The organism is Micromonospora sp. NPDC051196, from assembly GCF_040682415.1.
GTDB lineage: Bacteria > Actinomycetota > Actinomycetes > Mycobacteriales > Micromonosporaceae > Micromonospora.
Genome location: NZ_JBFBAY010000001.1, coordinates 74,443 through 97,346 on the forward strand (window position 1 = coordinate 74,443; position 22,904 = coordinate 97,346).

Below are 22,904 nucleotides of genomic sequence, written 5' to 3' on the forward strand. Positions count from 1 at the left end.
GGTGCGTGGGCCACCCGGCGATCGGCAATGTCATCTTCATCCTCACGAACTAGTACGTCGGTACAAGTACAAAAGTACTAGTAGGGGAGCGCCTCCCCGGAATGACCTGACCAGGCCGCTCGTGCCTCGGAGAACTGCCGAAGAACTCGTCGACGATCGTCGCCAGCCGGCCAAGCTCGATGAGCCGGGACAACATCCCGGGCACCTGGGACGGCAGTCCCTGGTGACCGGGTCCGTCGCCCGGACAGACTTCGAGGCGAAACAGCCGCTACCGGCCCGCCGGGGGGATGGCGGATCGGGAGACCGGGGGGGCCTCCCGATCCGCCGACCACCCATCCGATCCAGCAGAAGGAGCGGGAGATGAGCCTGGCCGCGATACGCGGCCGGCTGCGCCGGTCGTCACATCCGGTGCTTCCGGATCCGCTTGTCGATCGCGACCACGGCGGCGGTTGCCACCCCGACCGCGAGGATGCGCAGCCAGACATCGCCGCCGATCGGCGCGGTGTCGAAGACGTTGTTCATGACCGGCAGGTAGGTGATGGCGAGTTGAGCGACGGCCTGTAGCGCCACGCCCGCCAGGATCCACCGGTTGGTGAAGAGACCGACCCGCCAGGCGGACGTGACCAGGGAACGGCAGCTGAACAGATAGAGCGCCTCCACCACGACGAAGAGGTTCAGTGCCGCGGTTCGTGCTTCGGCCACATCGGCGCCGCGGTTCTGTTCCCAATGGAACAGCCACCAGGTGCCGGCGACGAGCAGGGCGGCCACCAACCCGATCCGGCCCACGAGAGCGCCGGTCAACAGAGGGCGGCGAGGATCGCGCGGCCGTCGCCGCATGATGCCGGTCTCCTTCGGCTCGAAGGCGAGCATCAGGCCGAGCAGAACGGCGGTGGTCATGTTGATCCACAGGATCTGTGTCGGTAGCAGCGGAAGGGTCGCGCCCAGGACGATGGCGACGAAGATGACCAGCCCCTCACCGAGGTTCGTCGGCAGCGTCCAGACGATGAACTTGGTGAGATTGTCGAACACTGCGCGGCCCTCCTCGACCGCGGCTTCGATGGTGGCGAAGTCGTCGTCGGTGAGCACCATGTCGGCGGCCTCCTTGGCCACCTCGGTCCCGGTACGCGCCATGGCGATCCCGATATTCGCCTGGCGCAGCGCAGGGGCGTCGTTGACCCCGTCACCGGTCACCGCGACCACGTGGCCGCGCTGCTGGAGTGTCTCGACCAACCGCAGTTTCTGCTCCGGTGACACCCGGGCGAACACCGCAGCGCGGTCGACCGCTTCTCCGAACCGTTCGGCCGGCAGTGCCTCCAGATCCCTGCCGGTGAGCACCTGCCCTCCATGATCGTCACCAAGTACGCCGACTTCGGTGGCGATGGCGGTGGCCGTCGCCGCGTGATCGCCCGTGAGCATCTTGACGCCGATTCCGGCGGTGTGACACGCCTGTACCGCAGGCGCGGCGGCGCTCCTGGGCGGGTCCAGCATGGCCTGCAGACCGGTCAGGCTCAGGGTGCCCGGCAGTTGTCGCTCGTCGAAGCCGTCGGATCGGCCACCAGGGCCGACGGCCGTCGCGAGCACCCGAAGTCCGCCGCCGGCCAGCTGCTCCGCCGAGCGCAGGGCCGCCTCGGCGTCCAGCGGGCGGCTTTCCCCGTCGGCGCCCATCTCGGTCCGGCACATCGCCACGATCCGTTCCACGCTGCCCTTGACCAGCACAACCTCGCGTCCGGAGTCGCGTTCACCGTGCAGGGTGGCCATGTACTGCCGCTCGGAGCTGAAGGGGATCGTGGCGATACGGGGACAGCCGTCCTCGAACCGGTCCCGGTCGATGCCGCCCTTCCCGGCGACCACCAGCATCGCCCCCTCGGTCGGGTCGCCGGTGAGGATCCACTCGCCGTTCTCCTCGTGTATCCGGGCATCGTTGCAGCCTGCACCCGCGAGCAGCGACCAGTGCAGCGCCCTGTTCGCCTCGCCGGCCGGGGTGCCCGAAACGTCGCGGATCTCCCCTTCGGGTCGGTAACCCGAACCGGTGACGATGAACTCGCCGTCCGGCGTCCACAGCGCCCGTACCGTCATCTGGTTCTCGGTCAGCGTGCCCGTCTTGTCAGAACAGATGACCGTGGTGCTACCCAGCGTCTCGATTGCCGGTAGCCGGCGAATCACCGCCCGCCGCCGCGCCATCCGGGTGACACCGATGGCCAACGTGACGGTGACGGCCGCCGGTAGCCCCTCGGGGATCGCCCCCACCGCGAGAGCGATGGCCGCGGTGAAGGTCTCGGCCGCGTCCTGCCCGCGCAGCACACCGACACCGAAGGTCACCGCCGCCAGGACGAGGATGGCCAACGTCAGCACCTTGCTGAACCAGGCCAGCTTGCTCGTCAGCGGGGTCGCCAACGCCTCGGCTGCGCCCACCAACCGGTGGATCTGCCCCAACTCGGTCTCGGTGCCGGTGGCCACCGCGATGCCGGCGCCACTGCCCGCCGTCACCAGGGTGCCCGAGTAGACCATGTTGCGCCGGTCCGCCACGTCGGTCACATCCGGCAGTTCCGCTTCGTCCTTCGTCACCGGAACCGACTCACCGGTCAGCGCCGACTCGTCCACCCGCAGCTCGGCCAGGCGGACCAGGCGCATGTCCACCGGCACCTTGTCGCCGGCCTCCAGCACGATCAGATCGCCCGGAACCAGTTCGTCCGAGGAGACCAACCTTTCCTGCCCGTCACGCACCACCCGCGCCGCGGTGCGCACCATGGACCGCAACGAGTCCAACGCGGCCTCCGCCTTGGACTCCTGCACATACCCGACCACGGCGTTGACCAGCACGACGCCGAAGATCACGATGCTGTCGACGTACTCGTCGAGCACCGCCGTGATCACCGCAGCCGCCATCAGCACATAGACAAGCGGGTGGTGGAACTGTCGTAGGAACCGGCGCAGGACACCACCGCCCCCGGCGGCCGGCAGCACGTTGGGCCCGTACCGCCCCAGACGACGCTCGGCCTCCTCCCTGCTCAAGCCGCGGCGCGGATCCGTCTCCAGCAGGAGCACCACCTCATGGGACGGCATGGAGTGGTGCCCGTCCCGGCGAGGTGACTCAGCCGGCTCGCCAGAACCCACCGTCACCTCGCAATCGGAAGTCGTACCCGCATCGCCCGCGCCGGAGCCGGGATCACCGTGCCCGCAGACTTGAGCCGCAGCCTGAGCAGTTGATGAAATCTTCGACCAAACCAACACCCGGCAACCGACAAACACCCCAAAAAATCAACCCCACCGGTACGCCACGCCAGCAGCCCGATGACGATCGCCCAACCCAGCCCCCACCCTCTTGCGCACCCGATCCGCTCCCTTCCTGCGTGCCGCGCCCGCTCCTTCCCGCGTCGATCTTGCACTTTTCGTCGCGGCAAATGGTGCCTACCGGACATTTCGCCGACCAAAAGTGCAAGATCGACGGGCTGAGAGGGGGGGGCGGGCGGGCTGAGAGGGGGGCGGGCGGGCTGAGAGGGCGGGGAGGGAGGGCGGGGAGGGAGGGCGGGGAGGGAGGGCGAGGGGCGGGGAGGGGTTAGGGGGTGGAGAGTTGGGTGGTGGTGGTTACGACCTGGTCGATGAGGCCGTAGGTGCGGGCCTGTTCGGCGGTGAACCAGCGGTCGCGGTCCCAGTCGCGTTGGATCTCGGCCAGGTCGCGTCCGCTGTGGTGGGCGATCAGGTGCTGCATGGTCTGCTTCACGTGCAGCATGTTCTCCGCCTGAATGGTGATGTCGGAGGCGGTGCCACCCATTCCGCCCGAGGGTTGGTGCATCAGGATCCGGGCGTGTGGCAGGGCGTACCGTTTGCCGGCCGTGCCCGCGCAGAGCAGGAACTGACCCATCGATCCGGCCATTCCGAGCGCCAGGGTCGCCACGTCGTTGGGGACGAAGCGCATGGTGTCGTAGATGGCCATGCCGGCGCTCACCGAGCCGCCGGGCGAGTTGATGTAGAGGTGGATGTCGCGTGTCGAGTCCTCGGCGGCGAGCAGGAGGATCTGTGCGGTGATCCGGTTGGCGGTCTCGTCGGTCACCTCGCTGCCGAGGAAGACGATTCGTTCCCGCAGCAACCGCTCGAACACCTGGTCGCCGAAGGTCCGCTGCCCGTCGTCCAGCATCGTGATCATCTCGTCCACCCTCCGTTCGCCGGTGGGCGAGGCGACCGCCCGGGGACCGGCACCTTTCAGCCTGGACCGGCCGGAGGTCGGGGTCCCAGTGGTTCTGCCCCGGGCAGATCAGCCCTGGGCAGAACCACTAGTGGTTGGCGAGGTCGCGCGAGGGCAGAGACAGTTGGGCGAGTACGCCAGGGGCGACCTGGATAGCGAGTCGTTGCGTACGCCGGGCGGCTCGCCGAGGCCGGGTGTCGCGGTGGGAGGGCGTACGCATCAACCGGGCCGCAAGCACGGCGGACCGCAGCCGGCGGGCCCGGCGCAGTGCGCTGCCGCTGGGCCGCGGCGCCGTCATCGGCCGCCGCAAGGAAGCCCGGGCGAGCACGCGACCGGGCTGTGCACCGACCTCAGCGACCTCAAGGCCGACCGGGTCGCTGAACACCACGACCCGCAGTCCTCCGGCCAGTCCACCGATGGGCGTGAGACCGCCGATGGAGCTGAGACCGCCGCCGATGGGCGTGAGACCGCCGGGCATGCCGAACCCGCCGGCTTCACCCACCCAGCCGACTCCGCCGAGCTGGGCGACCGGGCGCCGGGTGCCGCCGGAGGTGGCCCGGGTGGCAGCGGTCACCGAGCCGTCGTGCCGGGTGGTCGGCAGTTGGCCGCCGAGTGGAGCCCTGCCCAGTGGGGTGGACGGTATCCGGCGCTCGACCCGGCGCAACTCGTCGCGGACCGCTTCGAGAAGGTCGGAGAGGTAGATGCCGAGTGCGCGGCAGATGGCCGCGAGCACTTCGGACGAGGCTTCCTTGCGCCCCCGTTCGACCTCGGACAGGTAGGGCACCGACACCCCGGCGACCCGGGCGACCTCTCGTAGCGTCAGGCCTTGGCGCTGGCGTTCCCGGCGCAGCACCGCGCCGATCACCCGTCGCAGCAACGACATGCGGGCCTCACTCTCGCCGGTCCTGCGCTGACCTACCCATCATGCCCGGCTGCGGTCGCCGATGCCGTCCCGCCGCCTTTCCGTCGGCACGCCCAACTGCTGTGCGGAGCTTCGTGCTCGGGTGCCTCGGCGTGCGGATTCCCGGCCAAGGGCTATGTTGTGCTCGTGCAGGCGACGGAGGCGGGGCAGGTCCCGCGGTGATCCACTTTCCCGCGCAGCGGCGTGGCCCGCTGAGCGCGCTGAGCCTACGGCTGGCTGCCGCCGTCGGGCTGGTGCTCGCCGTGGTGGCGGTGGTCTATCTCGAACGGGACCAGTACCGCGACATCAACGACGACGGCCTGACCCTGCTGGACTGCTTCTACTACGCGGTGGTCTCGTTGTCGACCACCGGCTACGGCGACATCGTGCCGGCCACCCAGAGCGCTCGGCTGGTGAACGTCCTGTTCATCACCCCGGCCCGGGTGCTGTTCCTGATCATCCTGGTCGGCACCACGCTGGAGGTGCTGACCGAGCAGTATCGGACCGGGCGTCGCCTGCACCGGTGGGAGAGGAAATTGAAGGACCACGTCATCATCTGCGGCTACGGCACGAAGGGCCGCAGCGCGATTTCGGCGCTTCAGGAGAACGGGCTCGACAAGTCCCGGATCGTCGTGGTGGAGCGCAACGGCTCGGCGTTGCGGCAGGCCACCTCGAACGGGCTGGTCGCCATCGAGGGCTCGGCGACCCGTTCCTCGGTGCTCAACCAGGCCCATGTGCGTACCGCCAAGGCGGTGATCATCGCGACCGACAGCGATGACGCCTCGGTGCTGGTGGCGTTGACCGTACGCCAGCTCACCGCCGGCCAGGTACGAATCATCGCCGCCGCCCGGGAGGCGGAGAACGCCCCGCTGCTCAAACAGAGCGGCGCGCATCACGTGATCGTCTCCTCGGCAACCGCGGGTCGGCTGCTCGGGCTGTCCACCTCCGCGCCACCGCTGATCGACGTGGTGGAGGATCTGCTGACCCCCGGTCAGGGTATGGCGCTGGCCATGCGCTCGGCCGAGCGGCACGAGGTCGGCCGGAATCCCCGCGAGCTGGAATCGCTGGTGATCGCGCTGGTCCGGCGCGGCAAGGTGGTCACCCTGGCGGACCAGGCGGGCGCGGTCGTCGAGACCGGCGACATGCTGGTCCACGTACGCGACGACCGGCCCACCGCCAACACCCTGCCCTGACCCCGGCAGGGTCGCCGAACGCAGGAAGCGGGGCGCTCCGAGATGGAACGCCCCGCCCTTCGCGTACGGTCGTCAGCCGACGATGGTCCAGGTGTCGCCGCTGCCCAGCAGGCCGGCGAGCTGCTGCTCGGGGGTCTCGGTGACGTTCGCCTTGGCCTCGGCCACCTGAGCCTGCACCACGCTGTCGTAGGACGGTCGGGCCACCGAGCGGAACACCCCGATCGGGGTGTTGCGCAGGTCGAACCCGGGCAGCCGGGAGAGCGCGAACGCGTACGCCGGGTCGGCGACGCCCGCGTCGTGCACGACGATCTCCTCGACCGGGGTGCTCGCGGTCTCACGGACCTCCAGGCCGAAACCACCCGGCGGGTGTACGACGCAGAACTGCCCGTCCTTGCCGAAGGTGATCGGCTGGCCGTGCTCCAGGCGGATCAGGTGGTCGTCCCGGATGCCCGGATCCTTGAGCTGGTCGAACGCCCCGTCGTTGAAGATGTTGCAGTTCTGGTAGATCTCCACGAACGCCGAGCCTTCGTGTTCGGCGGCGGCCCGCAGCACCGACTGGAGGTGCTTGCGGTCGGAGTCGATGGTCCGGCCGACGAAGGTGGCCTCCGCACCCAGCGCCAACGAGATCGGGTTGAACGGCGCATCCGCCGAGCCGACCGGAGTCGACTTGGTGATCTTGCCGACCTCGGAGGTCGGGCTGTACTGACCCTTGGTCAGGCCGTAGATCCGGTTGTTGAACAGCAGGATCTTGAGGTTGACGTTGCGGCGCAGCGCGTGGATCAGGTGGTTGCCGCCGATGGAGAGCGCGTCACCGTCACCGGTGACCACCCAGACCGACAGGTCCGGCCGGGAGACCGACAGGCCGGTGGCGATCGCCGGGGCCCGGCCGTGGATCGAGTGCATGCCGTACGTGTTCATGTAGTACGGGAAACGCGACGAGCAGCCGATGCCCGAGACGAAGACGATGTTCTCCCGGGGGATGTTCAGCTCCGGCATGAACTGCTGAACGGCCGCGAGGATCGCGTAGTCACCGCAGCCGGGGCACCAGCGCACCTCCTGGTCGGACTTGAAGTCCTTGGCGGTGAGCTTGAGGGCGACGGGCTCAGACATTCTTCAGGACCTCTTCCAGCATCGTCTCCAGCTCGGCGGCGGTGAACGGCAGGCCGCGGACCTGGTTGTAGCCGATCGCGTCGACCAGGTACCGCGCCCGGATCACCTGGGCGAGCTGGCCGAGGTTCATCTCGGGGATGACCACCCGCTCGTAGGAGCGCAGCACCGCACCCAGGTTCGCCGGCATCGGCGCGAGGTGCCGCAGGTGCGCCTGCGCGACCGGCAGCCCCCGTTGGCGCAGCGCCCGGCAGGCGGCGCCGATCGGGCCGTACGTCGAACCCCAGCCGAGCACCAGTACCCGGGCGTCGCCGTCCGGATCCTCCACCTCCACGTCCGGCACCGGGATGGCCTCGATCCGGGCGGCCCGGGTACGCACCATGAAGTCGTGGTTCGCCGGGTCGTACGAGATGTCGCCGGTCTTGTCGGCCTTCTCCAGCCCGCCGATGCGGTGCTCCAGGCCGGGCGTGCCCGGGACGGCCCACGGCCGGGCCATGGTCTGCGGATCACGCAGGTACGGCAGGAAGGTCGTGCCGTCCTCGCCGTTGGGTGCGGTGGCGAACTCGACCCGCAGGTCGGGCAGCGATTCCACGTCCGGCAGCAGCCACGGCTCGGAGCCGTTGGCGACGTAGTTGTCCGAGAGCAGGATCACCGGGGTGCGGTACGTCAGCGCGATCCGCGCCGCCTCCAGCGCTGCGAAGAAGCAGTCGGACGGCGACTTCGGGGCGATCACCGCCACCGGAGCCTCACCGTGCCGACCGAACAACGCCATGCTCAGGTCGGCCTGCTCGGTCTTGGTCGGCATGCCGGTGGACGGGCCGGCGCGCTGCACGTCGACGATGAGCAGCGGCAGTTCCAGCGCCACGGCCAGCGAGATCGTCTCGCTCTTGAGAGCCACCCCCGGGCCGCTGGTCGTGGTCACGCCCAGCGCACCGCCGTACGACGCCCCCAGCGCGGCGCCGACCGCGGCGATCTCGTCCTCGGCCTGCATGGTGGTCACGCCGAACCGCTTGTGCTTGCTCAACTCGTGCAGGATGTCCGACGCCGGGGTGATCGGGTACGCCCCGAGGAAGACCGGCAGGCCGGAGCGGACCCCGGCGGCGACGATGCCCAGCGACAGCGCCGCGTTGCCGGTGATGTTGCGGTAGGTGCCCGGCGGCATCTTCGCAGGCTTGACCTCGTACCGGACGGAGAAGTCCTCGGTGGTCTCGCCGAAGTTCCAGCCGGCCTTGAAGGCGGCCACGTTCGCCGCGACCAGCTCCGGTCGCTTGGCGAACTTGCGTTCCAGGAACCGCAGGGTCGAGGAGTACGGCCGGGAGTACATCCAGCTGAGCAGGCCCAGCGCGAACATGTTCTTGGCCCGCTCGGCGTCTTTCTTGGACACGTCGAGGTCGGCCAGCGCGCCGATGGTCATCGAGGTCAGCGCCACCGGGTGCACCGCGTACCCGTCGAGCGTGTCGTCGTCGAGCGGGCTGCTCGCGTACCCGACCTTGGCCAGGTTGCGCTTGGTGAACTCGTCGGTGTTGACGATGATGTCGGCGCCGCGGGGCAGGTCGGTGAGGTTTGCCTTGAGCGCCGCCGGGTTCATCGCCACCAGCACGTTCGGTGCGTCGCCCGGCGTCAGGATGTCGTAGTCGGCGAAGTGCACCTGGAAGCTGGAGACGCCCGGCAGGGTGCCGGCGGGTGCCCGGATCTCGGCCGGAAAGTTGGGCAGCGTGGAGATGTCGTTGCCCAACTGGGCCGTCTCGGAGGTGAACCGGTCACCGGTGAGCTGCATGCCGTCGCCGGAGTCACCGGCGAATCGGATGACCACTCGGTCCAGTTGGCGGATCTGCTTGGTCACGCCCGCACCTCGCTTCGCTGCGCGCCGCGGCGGCGCGTCGTCCTCACCCGAGAGCCTACGTCGAATCGGCCTCGCACCTTCCCCGGAGGTCCGCCGACTGGGAACGGATTGTGAGGGTTTATGCGGTGTGTTGCGCCGTTTCGCGCCGTCCGGGTAATCCAGATCACCGCCGCGCTGCCGGTCGTGGCCTCGACCGCCGGGCGGTAGGCTGGCCTGCTGTGACCGGCTATCTGGGCTCGTACGCGACGCTCGGGCTGCTGCTGCTCGTCAGCGTCCTTTTCTTCGTCGTTGCGTTCTCGGCGAACCGCGTGCTGCGCCCCGCTCGACCAGCCGATTCGCCCGGAAAACGCGCCAGTTACGAGTGCGGCGTCGACCCGGTCGGCGGGGACTGGGCGCAGATGCAGATCCGCTACTACGTCTACGCCTACCTGTACGTGTTGTTCGCCGTCGAGGCGGTCTTCCTCTTTCCGTGGGCGTTGATCTTCGACCGTCCCGACTTCGGGCTGGTCACCGTCGTCGAGATGGCGATCTTCGTGGCCGTGCTGGCCCTCGGCCTGCTCTACGCCTGGCGGCGCCGGATCCTGCACTGGACCTGACCCGCCGGTTCAGGCGAGCCCACGCCGACTGAGCGCGGGCGGGCGGCTGCCCTGGATGCTGGCGACCATGTCCAGGACGCGGCGGGTCTGGCGCACCTGATGGGCGCGGAAGACCCGGGCGCCCAGCCAGGCGGAGACCGCGGTGGCGGCCAGCGTGCCTTCCAGCCGCTCGGTGACCGGCAGGTTCAACGTCTCGCCGACGAAGTCCTTGTTCGACAGGGCGACCAGCAGCGGCCAACCGGTGGCGGCGAGTTCACCGAGCCGTCGGGTGATCTCCAGCGAGTGACGGGTGTTCTTGCCGAAGTCATGCGCCGGGTCGATGAGGATCCCGTCGGGGCGTACGCCCAGCGACACCGCGCGCTCGGCGAGCCCGGTCACCGTCGCCACCACGTCGGCCACCACGTCGGGGAAGGCGGCCCGGTGCGGGCGGGTACGCGGGCTGAGCCCTCCGGCGTGCGAGCAGACCAGGCCGGCGCCGGTCCGGGCGGCGACCTGGGCCAGCGCCGGGTCCGCTCCCGACCAGGTGTCGTTGAGCAGGTCGGCGCCGGCGGCGACCGCCTCCACCGCGACCTCGGCCCGCCAGGTGTCGATCGAGATCACCACGTCGGGGAAGGCGGCCCGGACCGCGGCGATGGTGTCGACGGTACGGCGGATCTCCTCGGCGACGTCGACCTCGGCGCCGGGACCGGCCTTCACCCCGCCGATGTCGACGATCTCCGCGCCCTCGTCCACGGCCCGCTCCACGGCCCGCAGGGCGCTGTCGGCGGCGAACGTCGCGCCCCGGTCGAAAAACGAGTCGGGAGTGCGGTTGACGATCGCCATCACGACCAGCTCGTCGGGGTCGAACGTGCGTCCACCGAGCCGCAGCACCCCGGACACGCTGCCTCCTTCACGCCGTACGCCGCCGGCGACCCGCTGCCGGACACCGTGACGCTATCCGGTCGCAGGTCGCAAGGCCCGTCCGGTACGGCGCGCCGAGTGGGGTCGCTCCGCACCGCTGGACATGCCACGATCAGTACATGGGTCAGCTTCTGCTCCTGCTGGTCGTGGCGGTCACCGTCGCGGCGGTGGTATTCGGCGTAACGTCCCTGGCCACCGGTCGGGATCCCGGCCTGGTGGCCACCGAGGCGGACGGGCGGTCGGTGCCGTTGCCCGGCGACCGCCCACTGCGCGAGTCGGATGTCGGTGAGGCACGCTTCGACACCGCGTTGCGTGGGTACCGGATGACCCAGGTCGATCAGGCGATGCGCCGGGCGGCCTACGACATCGGGTACAAGACCGAGTTGATCGGCGTACTGGAGGCCGAGGTGACCGCATTGCGGGAGGGACGCACGGCGGAGGCCGACGCCCTGCGCAGCGCCCGTGCGCAGTCCGCGAGTCTGGCCCGAGGCCCGGCCGCCGACACCGACGCGGTGAACGGGAGCGGCACGGCCGACATCGACCTCGGCAAGCTCGACGCCGAGTCGAAGGACCCAGCGCCGAAGCCCGATGACCCGGCGGTCAAGCCGGGCGACCCGGCGGCGGAGTCGGGCGACGCGGTCGCGGAGGAGGAACCGCGGGCGTCGGCGGTGCGCGCGGAGTCGCCGTGACCGATCCGGGCGCACCGGAAGAGCTTCGCGAGGCGGCCCGGCGGGGCGCCGGTGAGGTCACCGCCGCCGTGATCGTCGATGCCCCGGCGGAGCGGGTCTTCGCGGCGCTGCTCGCCTGGGAGCGGCAGTCCGAGTGGATACCGTTCACCACCGTGCGCGTGGTCGAGGGTGACGGCGGCGAGGGCAGTCTGGTCGAGGCGGTCACCACGCTCGGCCCGGCCGTGCTGCGGGACAGGATGCGGGTGGTCCGGGTGGACGCGCCGTACGAGATCGGTGTGGTGCACTGCGGCACGCTGCTGCGGGGCCCCGGAGTGCTGCGCTGCACCCAGTTGGCGAGCGGGCGCAGCCAGGTGGTCTGGCACGAGTGGTTCCACCTGCCGGGTGGGCCGGCTGGCCGGGTGGCCTGGCCGGTGCTCTGGCCCGGCTCGAAGTTCGGCCTGACCCAGGCGTTACGGCGTTTCGCCCGGCAGGTCGAGCAGGGTCGCCTGCCCTGAGGCGTCCCCCGGCCGACGGCGCAGGCGCTGACCACGCCGGCAGCATGTCGGTGGGCGGGCCTAGCCTGGACGCCGTGACTGACCTGGTGATCGGGGCCGACGGGCTACCCCGCTGCGCCTGGGGCGCGGGCACGACCGACTATGCGGTCTACCACGACGAGGAGTGGGGCCGCCCGGTGTGCGGAGACGACGCCCTCTACGAACGGATGACGCTGGAGGCGTTCCAGTCCGGGTTGTCCTGGCTGACCATCCTGCGTAAGCGCCCGGCGTTCCGGCGGGCCTTCGACGACTTCCGGATCAGCGCGGTCGCCGGTTACGGCGAGGCCGAGGTGGACCGGCTGCTCGCCGACGCCGGCATCGTCCGCAACCGCGCCAAGATCGAAGCAGCGATCGCGAACGCCCGGGTCGCGCAGGAACTGCCCGAGGGCCTGTCCGAGCTGCTCTGGTCCTTCGCACCACCGACCCGCTCCCGGCCAGCCAGCCATGCCGAGGTGCCGGCGCTGACCGACGCATCCACGGCGATGGCCAAGGCACTCAAGCGACGCGGTTTCCGGTTCGTCGGCCCGACCACGGCCTACGCGCTGATGCAGGCCACCGGAATGGTCGACGATCACCTCGCGGGCTGTCACGTCGTGCCACCCGGGGCGACCGTGATGGGATAGAGGCATGACGACCGACACCGCACCCCGGGTGGACGGGGTGAGCCAGACGGACGGTACGGGCACCTGGGCTGTGCTCCTGCCCGCCGGCCGGTACGACGCCGAGCGACTCGTTCACCATGACACGCTGGAGCTGACCGGGCTGGCGGACGTCATCGCCCTGCCGCGCGCCGGCGATCAGGTCGCGGTGCTGGCCGACGAGCCGCTGCGGCTGGTGGCGGTGGGCCGGGTGGCCGCGCCGACAGCCCGGCGTCCGGAGGATCCGGACGACCCGCAGTCCGACCGCGGACCGGAGACGCTTGTGGTGACGTACACCAGGCGGGCCTTCGACGAGCCGGTGCCGGCCGACACGCTAGCCCTCGGCGGCCCGGTGACCGCGCTCGACGCAGGGGCCTTCCGTGAGCTGGTCAACCGGCTCGGCCCGCCGTCGCAGCGGCGCTCCTGGCTGGTCAGCCTGGATCTGCCGATCGAGGCCGACTCGCCGGCGGAGGCGGTCCGCCTGTTCTGGGCGTACGTTCAGGAGCTCGGCCCACGGGAGCTGCCCGCGTTCGTCTCGCCCTCCGGTGACGAGCTCGCCATGCAGGCGTTCGTGCTCGGCGCCGAGGCGAACCAGGATCCGGAGGAGGACGACTGACGCTCAGCGGCCTTCGAAGACCGGCCGTTGCTTGTTGACGAAGGCCATGGTGGCCGCCCGGTGGTCGGCGGTACCGCCGCAGATCGCCTGTGCCTGTGCCTCGGCGGCCAGGGCGTCGGCCAGCGTACCGGCGTCGGCGACGGAGAGCTGACGCTTGATCGCGCCGTACGCCACCGTCGGGCCGGCAGCCAGTCGGGCGGCGAGTTCCTGGGCGGCCGGCAGCACGCCCTCGTCGTCGTCCACCATCCGGTTGATCAGGCCGAGCCGGCATGCCTCGTCGGCGCGTACCGGTTCGGCGAGCATCAGCAGCTCGACGGCCTTGGCATGACCGACCAGCCGGGGCAGCGTCCACGACGCGCCGGTGTCGGCGGCGAGCCCGACCTTGGCGAACGCCATCAGGAAGCTGGTGGACGGCCCACCGATGCGGATGTCGGCCAGGAACGCCAGCGAGGCGCCGGCCCCGGCGGCCATGCCGCGGACTGCGGCCACCACCGGTTTGGGCAGGCTGGCCAGCCGGGCGGCGATCGGGTTGTAGTGCGCGTGGACCGTGTCCAGAGGCTTTCCGGCGCCCGATTCGAGGGTGGTCACGTGCTCGCGCAGATCCTGCCCGGCGCAGAACGAGCCGCCGGCGCCGGCCAGCACCACCGCCCGGCAGCTGCGGTCGGCCTCCAGTTCGGCGAGGGTGTCCCGCAGCGCCTCCTTGAGCGCCACGTTCAACGAGTTCATCGCCGACGGACGGTTCAGGGTGAGGGTGACGACGGCATCGGTGCGGTCGACGAGCAGCGGCTCGGTCACGTCTGGTGTTCCTTCTGTCGGAGAATCCGGTTACCACCGTCGAGGCAGTGCTCGACGTACCGATCCGCCGCCGGCCGGAGCCGGGCCGCGTGCCGGTCGAAGAAGCTGGCGGCGGCGGTTCCGGGCCAGCGTTCGGGCAGCAGCGCCGGGGGTAGCTGCGGGTCCCGGAAGAGGAAGGTACGCCACGCGTGCACCAACCGGAATCGGGCCGCGTACGCCTCCTCGTCGCCGCTGCGCGCGGTGATGCCGGTCAGCAGGGCACGTTGCTCGGCGACGAACTGCTCGTACGCCCGGCCGATCTCGGCCAGGTCCCAGGCCCGGCGGACCAGGCCCATCGCGCCGGGGGTGCCGGCGGCGTGCGCGGCGCTGAACCGCTCGAAACGTACGCCCGCCTCGTCCAGCAGCAGGTCGACGTCCTCGCCGGGTCGGGTGGCCACCCAGATCTGCTCGTCGAGTGTGCCGTAGCCGAGGTAGCGGAGGTTCGCGGAGAGGCGCTGACGGTCCCGCCGGGCGGGCGGGGCGTCGAGCACCAGCAGGTCGAACCGCCCGTCCCAGGTGACCCGGCCGGTGCGGTAGATCCGGGAGGCCGCCTCGTCGAGTCGGCGAGCCGCCTTCGATGTGATCGAATATCCGGGACCGGACATCAGTTTGACCGGTTCGAGCCAGCCTTGTCGCACCATGCGGGACACTGCGGTCCGAACGGCCGGTGGGGCGATCCCGAGCGGCGCCAGGAGTTTGACCAGGGCAGCAACCGGTGCCCGGCCACCCCGGGGTCGGAGATGGTCGCCGTACAGGTCGAATAGTGCCGACCGTGCCTGCATGACCGCACATTGTGACAGGCCATCTCGGGATAAGCTAGATGCTGTTACATCAATGCTGCTTCGGTTTGGGTCCGGCGGTGTTCATCAGGGAAAATCGTTGGTCGACGCCCCCGTGCAAGTTGCGGGTGGTCATGGCGAAGTGGCTGTGGGGCAACCCACCGACCCTGGTGTAGGTCTGAGGGGAGACAACATGGCGGCGATGAAGCCGCGGACGGGCGACGGTCCGCTGGAAGTCACCAAGGAGGGCCGGGGCATCGTCATGCGGGTCCCGCTGGAGGGCGGTGGCCGGCTCGTCGTCGAGATGACTCCCGACGAGGCGACGGCGCTCGGTGACGCGCTGAAGGCGGCCGCCGGCTGAGATAAGGCCGGTTCAGTCGGCGAGGTTCGCCGCCGAAGGCGGCCGCCGGCCGGCAAGGCCGGTTTGGTCGGCGAGGTTCGCCGCCGAAGGCGGCCGCCGGCTGGCAAGGTTGGTCTGGTCGGCGGCTTTTGCCGCCGCGGACGGTTCGTTCGGGCGTGGCTCCTGGAGTCGCGCCCATGCCCTGAGCCACCGGTCGAACCGGTGGCTCAGGGCCTTCATACCATTTCGCGGGCGATTCGACCCGCAATCTTCTTCAGGAGGTACGGCTCCGCGTGCTCGCCATCCGTCTGACCGTCGAGCCGGACCGGCTCGACGCCGTGGCCCTGCCCCTTCGACCGGGGGCTGCCGACGGCACGTCGGCCGAGCCGGTCCCGACTGCCGTGGCGCTGCCCGCCGGGGTCGCCGACGAGGCCGCCGCGCTGGCTTCGATGGCGGGGCTGACCGGCCGGGTCGGCGAAGTGCACCGGCAACTGCGACCGGGTGCTGCCCCGGCCCGACTGCTGCTGGTCGGCGTCGGGGAGGGCGACGAGTCGGGTTGGCGATCAGCGGGTGCGGCGCTGGCGCGAGCGGGCAAAGATGAGACCCATATCACAGTAGCGCTGCCGGCCGGTGTGTCCTCGGAGGCGGTTCGTGGTCTGGTCGAGGGGCTGCTGCTGGGCTCGTACCGGTACCGGTTGGGCGCCGACACCGAGGCCCCCGCGCTGACCGGCGTGGACCTGGCGGTCGCCGAGCCCGACGCCTACCAGCAGGCGGTGCAGGTGGCCCGCACCACCGCCGAGATGACGCGGTTGGCCCGCGACCTCACCAACGCCCCCTCCTCGGTCAAGAACCCGCAGTGGTTCGCTGGCCAGGTCGCCGCTGCCGCTGCCGACCTGCCCGGCCTGCGGCTGCGGGTACGCGAGCCCGAGGAGTTGGCCGCCGAGGGATTCGGCGGCATCCTCGCCGTGGGCGGCGGCTCGGCCAGCGGCCCTCGTCTGGTCGAGCTGGACTGGCAGCCGGCCGATGCCGGCATGCATGTGGTATTGGTCGGCAAGGGCATCACCTTCGACACCGGCGGCATCTCGATCAAGTCGGTGCCGGCCATGAAACTGATGCGCAAGGACATGGCCGGTGCGGCGGCCGTCGTGGCGGCGACCCTCGGTGCGGCGGCGCTGCGGCTGCCCGTGCGGATCACCACGCTGGCTCCGCTGGCCGAGAACATGGTCAGCGGTGCCGCATTCCGGCCCGGCGACATCGTCCGGCACTACGGCGGATTGACCAGTGAGACGACGAACTCCGACGCCGAGGGGCGGCTGGTGCTCGCCGACGCCATGGCGTACGCGGTCCAGGAGCTCAAGCCCGACCTGCTGATCGACCTGGCCACCCTGACCGGGGCGAACGCTGTCGCCCTCGGCACCCGTACCGGCGCGCTGTACAGCGACAACGACCAACTCGCCGCCGACATGCTGGCGGCCGTCGCCGCGGCTGGCGAGTCCGCCTGGCGGATGCCGCTGCCGGCCGACTACGTCGAGCATCTCGGCAGCGAACTGGCCGATCTGCACAGCGCACCGACCCAGGGCGCCGGTTCCGTGCTGGCCGCGCTCTATCTGCGCGAGTTCACCGGCGCGCTGCGCGAGAAGTGGCTGCACATCGATATGTCAGCGCCCTCCTGGTGTGAACGGGACGACGCGGAGCTGACCCGGGGTGCGACCGGTTGGGGCGTACGTGGCCTGCTGCGTTGGCTGGCCACGCTCTGCTGAGGCCGCGCTCTTTCGAGGCAGCCATGCTGGCAGGCCCGATGCTGGCAGGCCCGATGCTGGCGGGTCCGGTGCTGGCAGGTCAGCAGCGGACTGCGGCGAGCAGGCCGTGCCCGACCGGCAGCAGCGCCGGGATCCAGTGCTCCGACTCGCGGATGGCCTTGATCGTCTCGCGCACCGTCACCGTCTCCGCGTCGCGGGCCGCCGGGTCACCGATCCGGCCACCGGCGAACGCGCCGTTGAGCACCAGCACACCCCCGGGCCGCAGCAGCCGCAGCGCGGCATCCACACAGGCGGTGAAGCCGGTCGCCTCGGCGTCCACGAAGACCAGGTCGTACGCGCCGTCCGCGAGCCGGGGCAGGACGTCCAGCGCCCGACCGGTGATGATCCGCGTCCGGCCGGCGACGAAGCCGGCCTCGGTGAAGATGCGTCGGGCGATGCGCTGGTGCTCCACCTCGACGTCGATGGTGGTGAGCACACCGTCGGCGCGCATGCCACGCAACAGCCACACGCCGCTGACTCCGGTGCCTGTGCCGATCTCGACCACCGCGCGGGCATTGCCGGCCGCGGCCAGCAGGCGCAACGTGGCACCTGCGCCCGAGGTGACCGCGTCGAGACCGACCTCGTTGGCCAGGCTGCGTGCGGTCCGTAGCACGAGGTCCTCAGTCACGTACGACTCGGCGAAGTGCAGCGCCGGGTTCGCCGAACTGCCGGAACCAGCGACCGTGGCGATGGGACACCTCCGGGCAGCGAGCGTGAAGTGCGGGGCGGGTGGGCATTGTGACTCTAGAGGCGGCCCGCCACGGGCGCAGCCGGGCACCCACCCGCAGTGACAACCGCTGACCCCACGCGGCACATCCGTGCAATCCTGGAAGCGGTATCCCGTCGACCGCACGTCCGACGGCGTCCATCGCGGATCGTGGATACCGGGGACGGACTGGGAGGCACCGAGTGACCGACGGCTGGGACTGGCGCCAGCCCGGCGCGAGCGGCGTACCGGCGGGACAGCCGGGGCCCGGACACCCGCCGGGAGGCTCACCGACGACGCCGCCGTACGGCGGCCAGCCGGTCGCCTCGCCGTGGTGGTCCGATGCGCTCGCCGACCCGTGGCGGGACCCGCACGCTCCGACGGCGGTGGTGATACCGGCCGCGCCGATCCCCGGAACCGAGCCGGAACCGGTCACCGACCCGGACGCGCCCGGCCGCCCGAAACTGCGCCAGATGCTGCTCATTCCCCTGATCACCGCGTTGCTCGCGGGCACCCTGGGTGGCGCACTCGGCTATGCCTTCGCGGTGCGCGGCGGGGTGGCCGCGCCGGTGCTCGGTGCCGCGCCGGGATCGGCGCCGACGCTCGCCCAGCGTCCGCCGGAGTCACTGGCCGGGGTCGCCGAGCGGGTCCTGCCCAGCGTGGTCACCGTCCGGATGGTGGGGGTGGGCGGCACCAGCGAGGGCTCCGGATTCATCGTCAGCGCCGACGGGCACGTGATCACGAACGATCACGTGGTCGCCGGTGGTACAGGCAAGGCGTCCGTGATCTTCAACGACGGCAGTACGGCCTCGGCGACTGTGGTGGGACAGGACGAGGAGTCCGACATCGCGGTGATCAAAGTCACTCGCAGCGGGCTGCGTCCGGTCGAGTTCGGTGACTCCGACGCGCTCGCGGTCGGCGACCCGGTGCTGGCCATCGGTTCGCCACTGTCGCTGGCCAACACGGTGACCGCCGGCATCGTCAGCGCCCTGGACCGGACTATGCAGGCCGGCGAGCCGGGCGGACCGACGCGCTACTACGCCGCGATCCAGACCGACGCGGCCGTCAACCACGGCAACTCGGGCGGTCCGCTCGTCGACGCGGCCGGGCGGGTGATCGGCGTCAACTCCACGATCAAGTCACTGGTGTCGGAGGGGCAGGAGGCCGGCAACATCGGGCTCGCCTTCGCCATTCCCATCAACCAGGCCAAGCGGATCACCCAGGAGATCATCGGCACCGGCAAGGCCCGCCGCACGGTGATCGGCGCCCAGGTGGGTGGACCCGGGTCGAACACCAACGGTTCCGGCGTACGCCTGGCCGCCGTGGAGCCGTCCGGCCCGGCGGCCGGCGCGGGGCTGCGGGCCGGTGACGTGATCCTGCGGCTCAACGGCCGGCCGATGACCGAGCCGACCGACCTGATCGCCCTGGTCCGCAAGTACGCGCCCGGCTCGGTGGTGACCGTCGAGTACCGCCGAGGCTCCAGCCGGCAGAACACCTCGGTGACCCTCGCCGCCGATGCGAAGTGACCTCGTGCCCCCCTTCTGGCAGGCCGCTGACGTGCGTAGTCTTGCTGCGTAGCCCGGTGAGGAGGCCCCAGGGGTGTTCGAGAACCTGAACGTGTGGGAGGTCGGCGCGCTGCTGCTGGTGGCGCTGCTGATCTTCGGTGACCGGCTGCCGGCGGTGATCGGCGACGGGCTGCGCATGGTGCGCAACCTGCGCACCATGGCCCGTAACGCCACCACCGACCTGAGCAAGGAACTCGGCACCGACATCCAACTGGAGGACCTGCACCCGAAGGCGTTCATCCGCAAGCACCTGCTCAGCGAGGAAGACGAGCAGGCGATCCGCAAGCCCCTTCAGGGCATGTACGACGATCTCCGGACGGATGTCACCAACGTGCAGAAGGACATCAAGAACGTGGCCGCCGCAGCGGATCCGCGTACCGGCTCCTCCTCGACCGGCTCGTCACCCGCCGCCGCCCCGGCACCGCGTACCGCCGGCTACGACGAGGTCACCTGAGCGCGCGGGACCAGGTTGGAATCACGTCAACGCCGAACCGCCGGCCACCCCTGAGGTGGCCGGCGGTTCTGGTTCGAACAGGGCCGGTCAGCGACCGGCAGGCTTGAGCCCGAGCGGCTTGCCGAGCAGCGACTCGCGGCGTAGCGCGAGCCGGTCGGCGACCTTGCTCAGGGCCTTCGCTGCCGGGGAGTCCGGCTCGGTGAGCACGATCGGGTTCCCCTCGTCGCCGGCCTCCCGCACCCGGGTGTCGAGCGGTACCTGGCCCAGCAGCGGCACCTGCGCGCCGATGGTCTGGGTCAGCGAGTCGGCCACCGTCTGGCCGCCGCCGGCCCCGAAGACCTCCATCCGGGAGCCGTCCGGCAGTTCCAGCCAGGACATGTTCTCGATCACACCGACCACCCGCTGGTGGGTCTGCAGCGCGATCGCACCGGCCCGCTCGGCCACTTCGGCGGCGGCGGTCTGCGGCGTGGTGACCACCAGGATCTCCGCGTTGGGCAGCAGCTGGGCCAGGGAGATGGCCACGTCACCGGTGCCTGGAGGCAGGTCGAGCAGCAGCACGTCGAGGTCGCCCCAGTACACGTCGGCGAGGAACTGCTGCAACGCCCGGTGCAGCATCGGCCCGCGCCAGACCACCGCAGCGTTGCCAGAGGTGAACATGCCGATCGAGATGACCTTCACGCCGTGCGACTGCGGCGGCATGATCATGTCTTCGACCCGGGTGGGACGGCCGTCCGCGCCTAGCATCCGCGGCACGGAGTGTCCGTAGATGTCGGCGTCGACCACGCCGACCGACAGGCCACGAGCGGCCAGTGCGGCGGCCAGGTTCACCGTCACGCTGGACTTGCCCACGCCGCCCTTGCCGCTGGCCACCGCGTACACCCGGGTGCGGGAGCCGGGCTGGGCGAACGGGATGACCGGCTCCTCGGTGGCGCCGCCACCACGCAGCTTGGCCTGGAGTTCCTGGCGCTGCTCGGGGCTCATCACGCCGAATTCGATCTCGACGCCGGTGATCCCGCTCACCGCGCTGACCGCGGCGGTGATGTCCGAGCGCAGCTTGTCCTTCAGCGGGCATCCGGCCACGGTGAGCAGCAGCTCGACCCGGACCACACCGTCCTCGCCGACCTCGGCGGAGCGGACCATGCCGAGTTCGGTGATCGGCCGGCGGATCTCCGGGTCGTTGACGGTGGCCAGGGCGGCCTGAACAGCGTCGTTGACGGTGCTGACGGGAGCTGACATGGCGGCAATGTTACGTCGGTGGTGGACCGTCACCGGCGCCAGCGGTGGTGGTTGTGAGCGATTCGATCAGGTTTCCGGGCGGTGCGGGGCGCCGGTGTCGCGCCGGCCGTCCCTCGGATGATCACCATCCAGCTCGTCACGCGGCTCGTCGAGCCCGTCACCGCCGGCCCGCGCGCCGGCACCCTCCCGCTGCCGGCGTTCCAACCGTTGCCGGCGCTGCGCCGCCTCGTCCAATTCCTCGGCCAGCCGGGACAGCTCCGAGCGGACGAAGTCCCGCGTCGCCACCTCACCCAGCGCGATCCGCAGCGCGGCGATCTCCCGGGCCAGGTACTCCGTGTCGGCCTTCTGCATCGTCGCCCGGCGCCGGTCCTCGTCCAACGCCACCCGGTCGCGGTCGGCCTGCCGGTTCTGCGCGAGCAGGATCAGCGGCGCCGCGTACGAGGCCTGGATCGACAGCACCAGGGTGAGGAAGGTGAAGGTGTACGGGTCGAAGTGCAGGCTCGCGGGGGTGAGGGTGTTCCAGACGAACCACATGGTGATGACCAGCGTCATGTAGACGATGAAGTTCGCCGTACCCATGCCGCGGGCGATGCCCTCGGCCCAGCGGCCGAAGGTTTCCTGGTCGACCCGGGGCAGCTTCAGCCCACGGGGCTCCCGCGGCAGGTCCAGCCGTTCCGCCCGGCGCTGTTCAGACATCGGTGTCCTCCGTGGCCGGGTCGGCGTGGGTGCTCATGGCGTCGCGGTCCCGCCAGTCCCGGGGCAGCGAATGATCCAGCACGTCGTCCACGGTGACCGCGCCCACCAGCCGATTGTTCCGGTCGATGACCGGCATGGCCACCAGATCGTAGGTGGCCATCCGGCGGGTGATCTCCGGCAGGGGCGTGGTCGGGCGCAACGGGTCGATGTCGTTGACCACCACCCCGCCGAGCAGATCGGCGGGCGGCTCACGCAGCAGCCGCTGGAAGTGCACCATCCCCAAATAGCGACCGGTTGGCGTGGTCATCGGCGCGCGGGCCACGAACACCTGCGCGGCCACCGCCGGGGAGAGCTGTGGCTCCCGGATCCGCGCCAGGGCCTCCGCGACCGTCGCGTCCGGCGGCAGGATGACCGGTTCGGAGGTCATCACGCTGCCGGCCGTGCCCGGGGTGTACTTCAACAGCTGCCGGACCGAGTCGGCCTCGTCCGGCTCCATCAGGTCGAGCAGCATGTCCTGCTCCGGTGGCGACAGCTCGCCGAGCAGGTCGGCGGCGTCGTCCGGGTCCATCTCCTCCAGGATGTCGGCGGCCCGTTCGCGGTCCAGCGCGGCGAGGATCTCGACCTGGTCGTGCTCGGGCAACTCGCTCAGCACGTCGGCCAGCCGCTGGTCGTCCAGGGCCGCCGCGACCTCGTTGCGCCGGCTGTCGGGCAGGTCCTGCAACGCGTTGGCCAGGTCGGCCGGGCGCATGTCCTCCAGTACGGCCAGCAGGTTGGCGGTGCCCCGGGTGTCGGCGACGCCACTGAGCCCGCGTACGTTGTCCCACTCGACCTGGTGCAGGTTGCCCCGGCGGGCGAGCCGGCCGGTCTGCTCCCGTACGGCCACCCGGGTCAGCGACCACTCGCGGCCACGGCTGCACTCCATCGCCACGTCGACCACCGTCGCCGCCCGGCCGTCCGGCTGGACCTGCACCCGGCGGTCCAGCAGTTCCTGGAGCACCAGCAGTTCGTTGGGACGCTTCTCGAACCGGCGCAGGTTGAGCATGCCGCTGCCCAGCACGATGGCGTCGGCGTCGATGGAGGTGATCCGGTTGATGGAGAGGAAGATGCGCCGACGCATCGGCATCTCGGCGACCAGACCCACCACCTCGGGTGGGCGCTGGCCCGGCCGCAGCCGCGCCACCGCGTCGCGGACCCGGCCCACCTGGTCACCGTTGGGGTCGAAGACGGCGACTCCGGCGAGGCGGGCGATGTAAACCCGGGTCGGCGTGCTCACGCGCACCAGCCTAAGCGCCTAGG

Annotated in this window: 21 protein-coding genes and 1 pseudogene; 10 read left to right on the forward strand and 12 right to left on the reverse strand. The window is 70.8% G+C overall.

Going from position 1 to position 22,904, the window contains the following annotated elements; all coding sequences use genetic code 11:
• Window positions 1-399 precede the first annotated feature (399 nt).
• The 3 genes and pseudogenes from AB0M35_RS00360 to AB0M35_RS00370 all read right to left on the reverse strand — a co-directional run.
• A complete protein-coding gene (locus AB0M35_RS00360) occupies window positions 400-3,063 on the reverse strand; it encodes an HAD-IC family P-type ATPase (RefSeq protein ID WP_363740106.1) in 2,664 nt (887 codons plus the stop codon).
• A gap of 493 nt (window positions 3,064-3,556) precedes the next feature.
• On the reverse strand, window positions 3,557-4,144 hold the full coding sequence (locus AB0M35_RS00365) for an ATP-dependent Clp protease proteolytic subunit (RefSeq protein ID WP_363740107.1): 588 nt from the start codon (window positions 4,142-4,144) through the stop codon (window positions 3,557-3,559).
• A gap of 685 nt (window positions 4,145-4,829) precedes the next feature.
• Window positions 4,830-5,066: pseudogene (locus tag AB0M35_RS00370) on the reverse strand (helix-turn-helix transcriptional regulator); the annotation flags it as partial.
• 197 nt (window positions 5,067-5,263) lie between these two features.
• Between AB0M35_RS00370 and AB0M35_RS00375 the strand changes: the two are divergent.
• Window positions 5,264-6,277, forward strand: coding sequence for a potassium channel family protein (locus tag AB0M35_RS00375; RefSeq protein WP_363740108.1), 1,014 nt, complete (start codon window positions 5,264-5,266; stop codon window positions 6,275-6,277).
• 72 nt (window positions 6,278-6,349) lie between these two features.
• On the opposite strand, the gene AB0M35_RS00380 is transcribed toward AB0M35_RS00375, so the two are convergent.
• On the reverse strand, window positions 6,350-7,387 hold the full coding sequence (locus tag AB0M35_RS00380) for a 2-oxoacid:ferredoxin oxidoreductase subunit beta (RefSeq protein WP_363740109.1): 1,038 nt from the start codon (window positions 7,385-7,387) through the stop codon (window positions 6,350-6,352).
• On the reverse strand, window positions 7,380-9,227 hold the full coding sequence (locus AB0M35_RS00385; RefSeq protein WP_363740110.1) for a 2-oxoacid:acceptor oxidoreductase subunit alpha: 1,848 nt from the start codon (window positions 9,225-9,227) through the stop codon (window positions 7,380-7,382). Before AB0M35_RS00385 ends, AB0M35_RS00380 begins: the two co-directional genes overlap by 8 nt.
• Window positions 9,228-9,445: 218 nt before the next feature.
• Between AB0M35_RS00385 and AB0M35_RS00390 the strand changes: the two genes are divergently transcribed.
• Window positions 9,446-9,823 (forward strand): NADH-quinone oxidoreductase subunit A, encoded by a 378-nt coding sequence (locus AB0M35_RS00390; protein WP_363740111.1) that lies wholly within the window; start codon window positions 9,446-9,448, stop codon window positions 9,821-9,823.
• Between the two features lie 9 nt (window positions 9,824-9,832).
• Here AB0M35_RS00390 and folP read toward each other — a convergent pair whose 3' ends face one another.
• Window positions 9,833-10,702 (reverse strand): dihydropteroate synthase, encoded by an 870-nt coding sequence (folP, locus tag AB0M35_RS00395; RefSeq protein WP_363740112.1) that lies wholly within the window; start codon window positions 10,700-10,702, stop codon window positions 9,833-9,835.
• 140 nt (window positions 10,703-10,842) lie between these two features.
• Here folP and AB0M35_RS00400 point away from each other — a divergent pair, with 140 nt between their 5' ends.
• The 4 genes from AB0M35_RS00400 to AB0M35_RS00415 all read left to right on the forward strand — a co-directional run bounded on the left by AB0M35_RS00400 (window position 10,843) and on the right by AB0M35_RS00415 (window position 13,199).
• Window positions 10,843-11,412: a DivIVA domain-containing protein gene (locus AB0M35_RS00400; RefSeq protein ID WP_363740113.1), complete on the forward strand. Its 570-nt coding sequence runs from the start codon at window positions 10,843-10,845 to the stop codon at window positions 11,410-11,412.
• Window positions 11,409-11,906, forward strand: coding sequence for an SRPBCC family protein (locus AB0M35_RS00405; RefSeq protein WP_363740114.1), 498 nt, complete (start codon window positions 11,409-11,411; stop codon window positions 11,904-11,906). Before AB0M35_RS00400 ends, AB0M35_RS00405 begins: the two co-directional genes overlap by 4 nt.
• A 74-nt stretch (window positions 11,907-11,980) precedes the next feature.
• Window positions 11,981-12,568 (forward strand): DNA-3-methyladenine glycosylase I, encoded by a 588-nt coding sequence (locus AB0M35_RS00410; protein WP_363740115.1) that lies wholly within the window; start codon window positions 11,981-11,983, stop codon window positions 12,566-12,568.
• Between the two features lie 4 nt (window positions 12,569-12,572).
• On the forward strand, window positions 12,573-13,199 hold the full coding sequence (locus AB0M35_RS00415) for a hypothetical protein (RefSeq protein WP_363740116.1): 627 nt from the start codon (window positions 12,573-12,575) through the stop codon (window positions 13,197-13,199).
• 3 nt (window positions 13,200-13,202) lie between these two features.
• On the opposite strand, the gene AB0M35_RS00420 is transcribed toward AB0M35_RS00415, so the two are convergent.
• Both AB0M35_RS00420 and AB0M35_RS00425 read right to left on the reverse strand, forming a co-directional pair.
• Window positions 13,203-13,994 carry an enoyl-CoA hydratase-related protein gene (locus AB0M35_RS00420; protein ID WP_363740117.1) on the reverse strand — a complete coding sequence of 264 codons (792 nt, stop codon included), beginning with the start codon at window positions 13,992-13,994 and terminating at the stop codon, window positions 13,203-13,205.
• Window positions 13,991-14,815, reverse strand: coding sequence for a PaaX family transcriptional regulator C-terminal domain-containing protein (locus AB0M35_RS00425; RefSeq protein WP_363740118.1), 825 nt, complete (start codon window positions 14,813-14,815; stop codon window positions 13,991-13,993). The genes AB0M35_RS00420 and AB0M35_RS00425 overlap by 4 nt, the downstream gene beginning before the upstream one ends.
• Before the next feature lie 190 nt (window positions 14,816-15,005).
• Here AB0M35_RS00425 and AB0M35_RS00430 point away from each other — a divergent pair, with 190 nt between their 5' ends.
• Both AB0M35_RS00430 and AB0M35_RS00435 read left to right on the forward strand, forming a co-directional pair.
• Entirely contained in the window at window positions 15,006-15,173 is a 168-nt protein-coding gene (locus AB0M35_RS00430) for a DUF3117 domain-containing protein (protein ID WP_013283866.1), read from the forward strand.
• A 272-nt stretch (window positions 15,174-15,445) separates the two neighbouring features.
• Window positions 15,446-16,912 carry a leucyl aminopeptidase family protein gene (locus AB0M35_RS00435; protein ID WP_363740119.1) on the forward strand — a complete coding sequence of 489 codons (1,467 nt, stop codon included), beginning with the start codon at window positions 15,446-15,448 and terminating at the stop codon, window positions 16,910-16,912.
• A 79-nt stretch (window positions 16,913-16,991) separates the two neighbouring features.
• Here AB0M35_RS00435 and AB0M35_RS00440 read toward each other — a convergent pair whose 3' ends face one another.
• Window positions 16,992-17,579: an O-methyltransferase gene (locus AB0M35_RS00440; RefSeq protein WP_363740120.1), complete on the reverse strand. Its 588-nt coding sequence runs from the start codon at window positions 17,577-17,579 to the stop codon at window positions 16,992-16,994.
• A 281-nt stretch (window positions 17,580-17,860) separates the two neighbouring features.
• Between AB0M35_RS00440 and AB0M35_RS00445 the strand changes: the two genes are divergently transcribed.
• Together AB0M35_RS00445 and AB0M35_RS00450 are read left to right on the forward strand one after the other, a co-directional pair.
• Window positions 17,861-19,183 (forward strand): trypsin-like peptidase domain-containing protein, encoded by a 1,323-nt coding sequence (locus AB0M35_RS00445; RefSeq protein ID WP_363740121.1) that lies wholly within the window; start codon window positions 17,861-17,863, stop codon window positions 19,181-19,183.
• Between the two features lie 73 nt (window positions 19,184-19,256).
• Window positions 19,257-19,676 carry a preprotein translocase subunit TatB gene (locus tag AB0M35_RS00450; RefSeq protein ID WP_363740122.1) on the forward strand — a complete coding sequence of 140 codons (420 nt, stop codon included), beginning with the start codon at window positions 19,257-19,259 and terminating at the stop codon, window positions 19,674-19,676.
• Window positions 19,677-19,763: 87 nt separating this feature from the next.
• Here the strand turns inward: AB0M35_RS00450 and AB0M35_RS00455 are convergent, their stop codons facing one another.
• From AB0M35_RS00455 to AB0M35_RS00465, 3 genes are all read right to left on the reverse strand, one after another.
• A complete protein-coding gene (locus AB0M35_RS00455; RefSeq protein WP_363740123.1) occupies window positions 19,764-20,912 on the reverse strand; it encodes a P-loop NTPase in 1,149 nt (382 codons plus the stop codon).
• A gap of 66 nt (window positions 20,913-20,978) precedes the next feature.
• Window positions 20,979-21,608: a DUF1003 domain-containing protein gene (locus tag AB0M35_RS00460; protein ID WP_363740124.1), complete on the reverse strand. Its 630-nt coding sequence runs from the start codon at window positions 21,606-21,608 to the stop codon at window positions 20,979-20,981.
• A complete protein-coding gene (locus tag AB0M35_RS00465) occupies window positions 21,601-22,881 on the reverse strand; it encodes a CBS domain-containing protein (RefSeq protein ID WP_363740125.1) in 1,281 nt (426 codons plus the stop codon). Before AB0M35_RS00465 ends, AB0M35_RS00460 begins: the two co-directional genes overlap by 8 nt.
• Window positions 22,882-22,904 lie beyond the last annotated feature (23 nt).

Excerpts from the sequence above, each read along its gene's own strand:
- AB0M35_RS00415 (WP_363740116.1), top strand. The coding sequence starts at position 12,573 with ATGACGACCGACACCGCACCCCGGGTGGACGGGGTGAGCCAGACGGAC.
- AB0M35_RS00400 (WP_363740113.1), top strand. The coding sequence starts at position 10,843 with ATGGGTCAGCTTCTGCTCCTGCTGGTCGTGGCGGTCACCGTCGCGGCG.
- AB0M35_RS00425 (WP_363740118.1), bottom strand. The coding sequence starts at position 14,815 with ATGCAGGCACGGTCGGCACTATTCGACCTGTACGGCGACCATCTCCGA.
- AB0M35_RS00360 (WP_363740106.1), bottom strand. The coding sequence starts at position 3,063 with ATGCCGTCCCATGAGGTGGTGCTCCTGCTGGAGACGGATCCGCGCCGC.
- AB0M35_RS00455 (WP_363740123.1), bottom strand. The coding sequence starts at position 20,912 with ATGTCAGCTCCCGTCAGCACCGTCAACGACGCTGTTCAGGCCGCCCTG.
- AB0M35_RS00365 (WP_363740107.1), bottom strand. The coding sequence starts at position 4,144 with ATGATCACGATGCTGGACGACGGGCAGCGGACCTTCGGCGACCAGGTG.
- AB0M35_RS00380 (WP_363740109.1), bottom strand. The coding sequence starts at position 7,387 with ATGTCTGAGCCCGTCGCCCTCAAGCTCACCGCCAAGGACTTCAAGTCC.
- AB0M35_RS00460 (WP_363740124.1), bottom strand. The coding sequence starts at position 21,608 with ATGTCTGAACAGCGCCGGGCGGAACGGCTGGACCTGCCGCGGGAGCCC.
- AB0M35_RS00430 (WP_013283866.1), top strand. The coding sequence starts at position 15,006 with ATGGCGGCGATGAAGCCGCGGACGGGCGACGGTCCGCTGGAAGTCACC.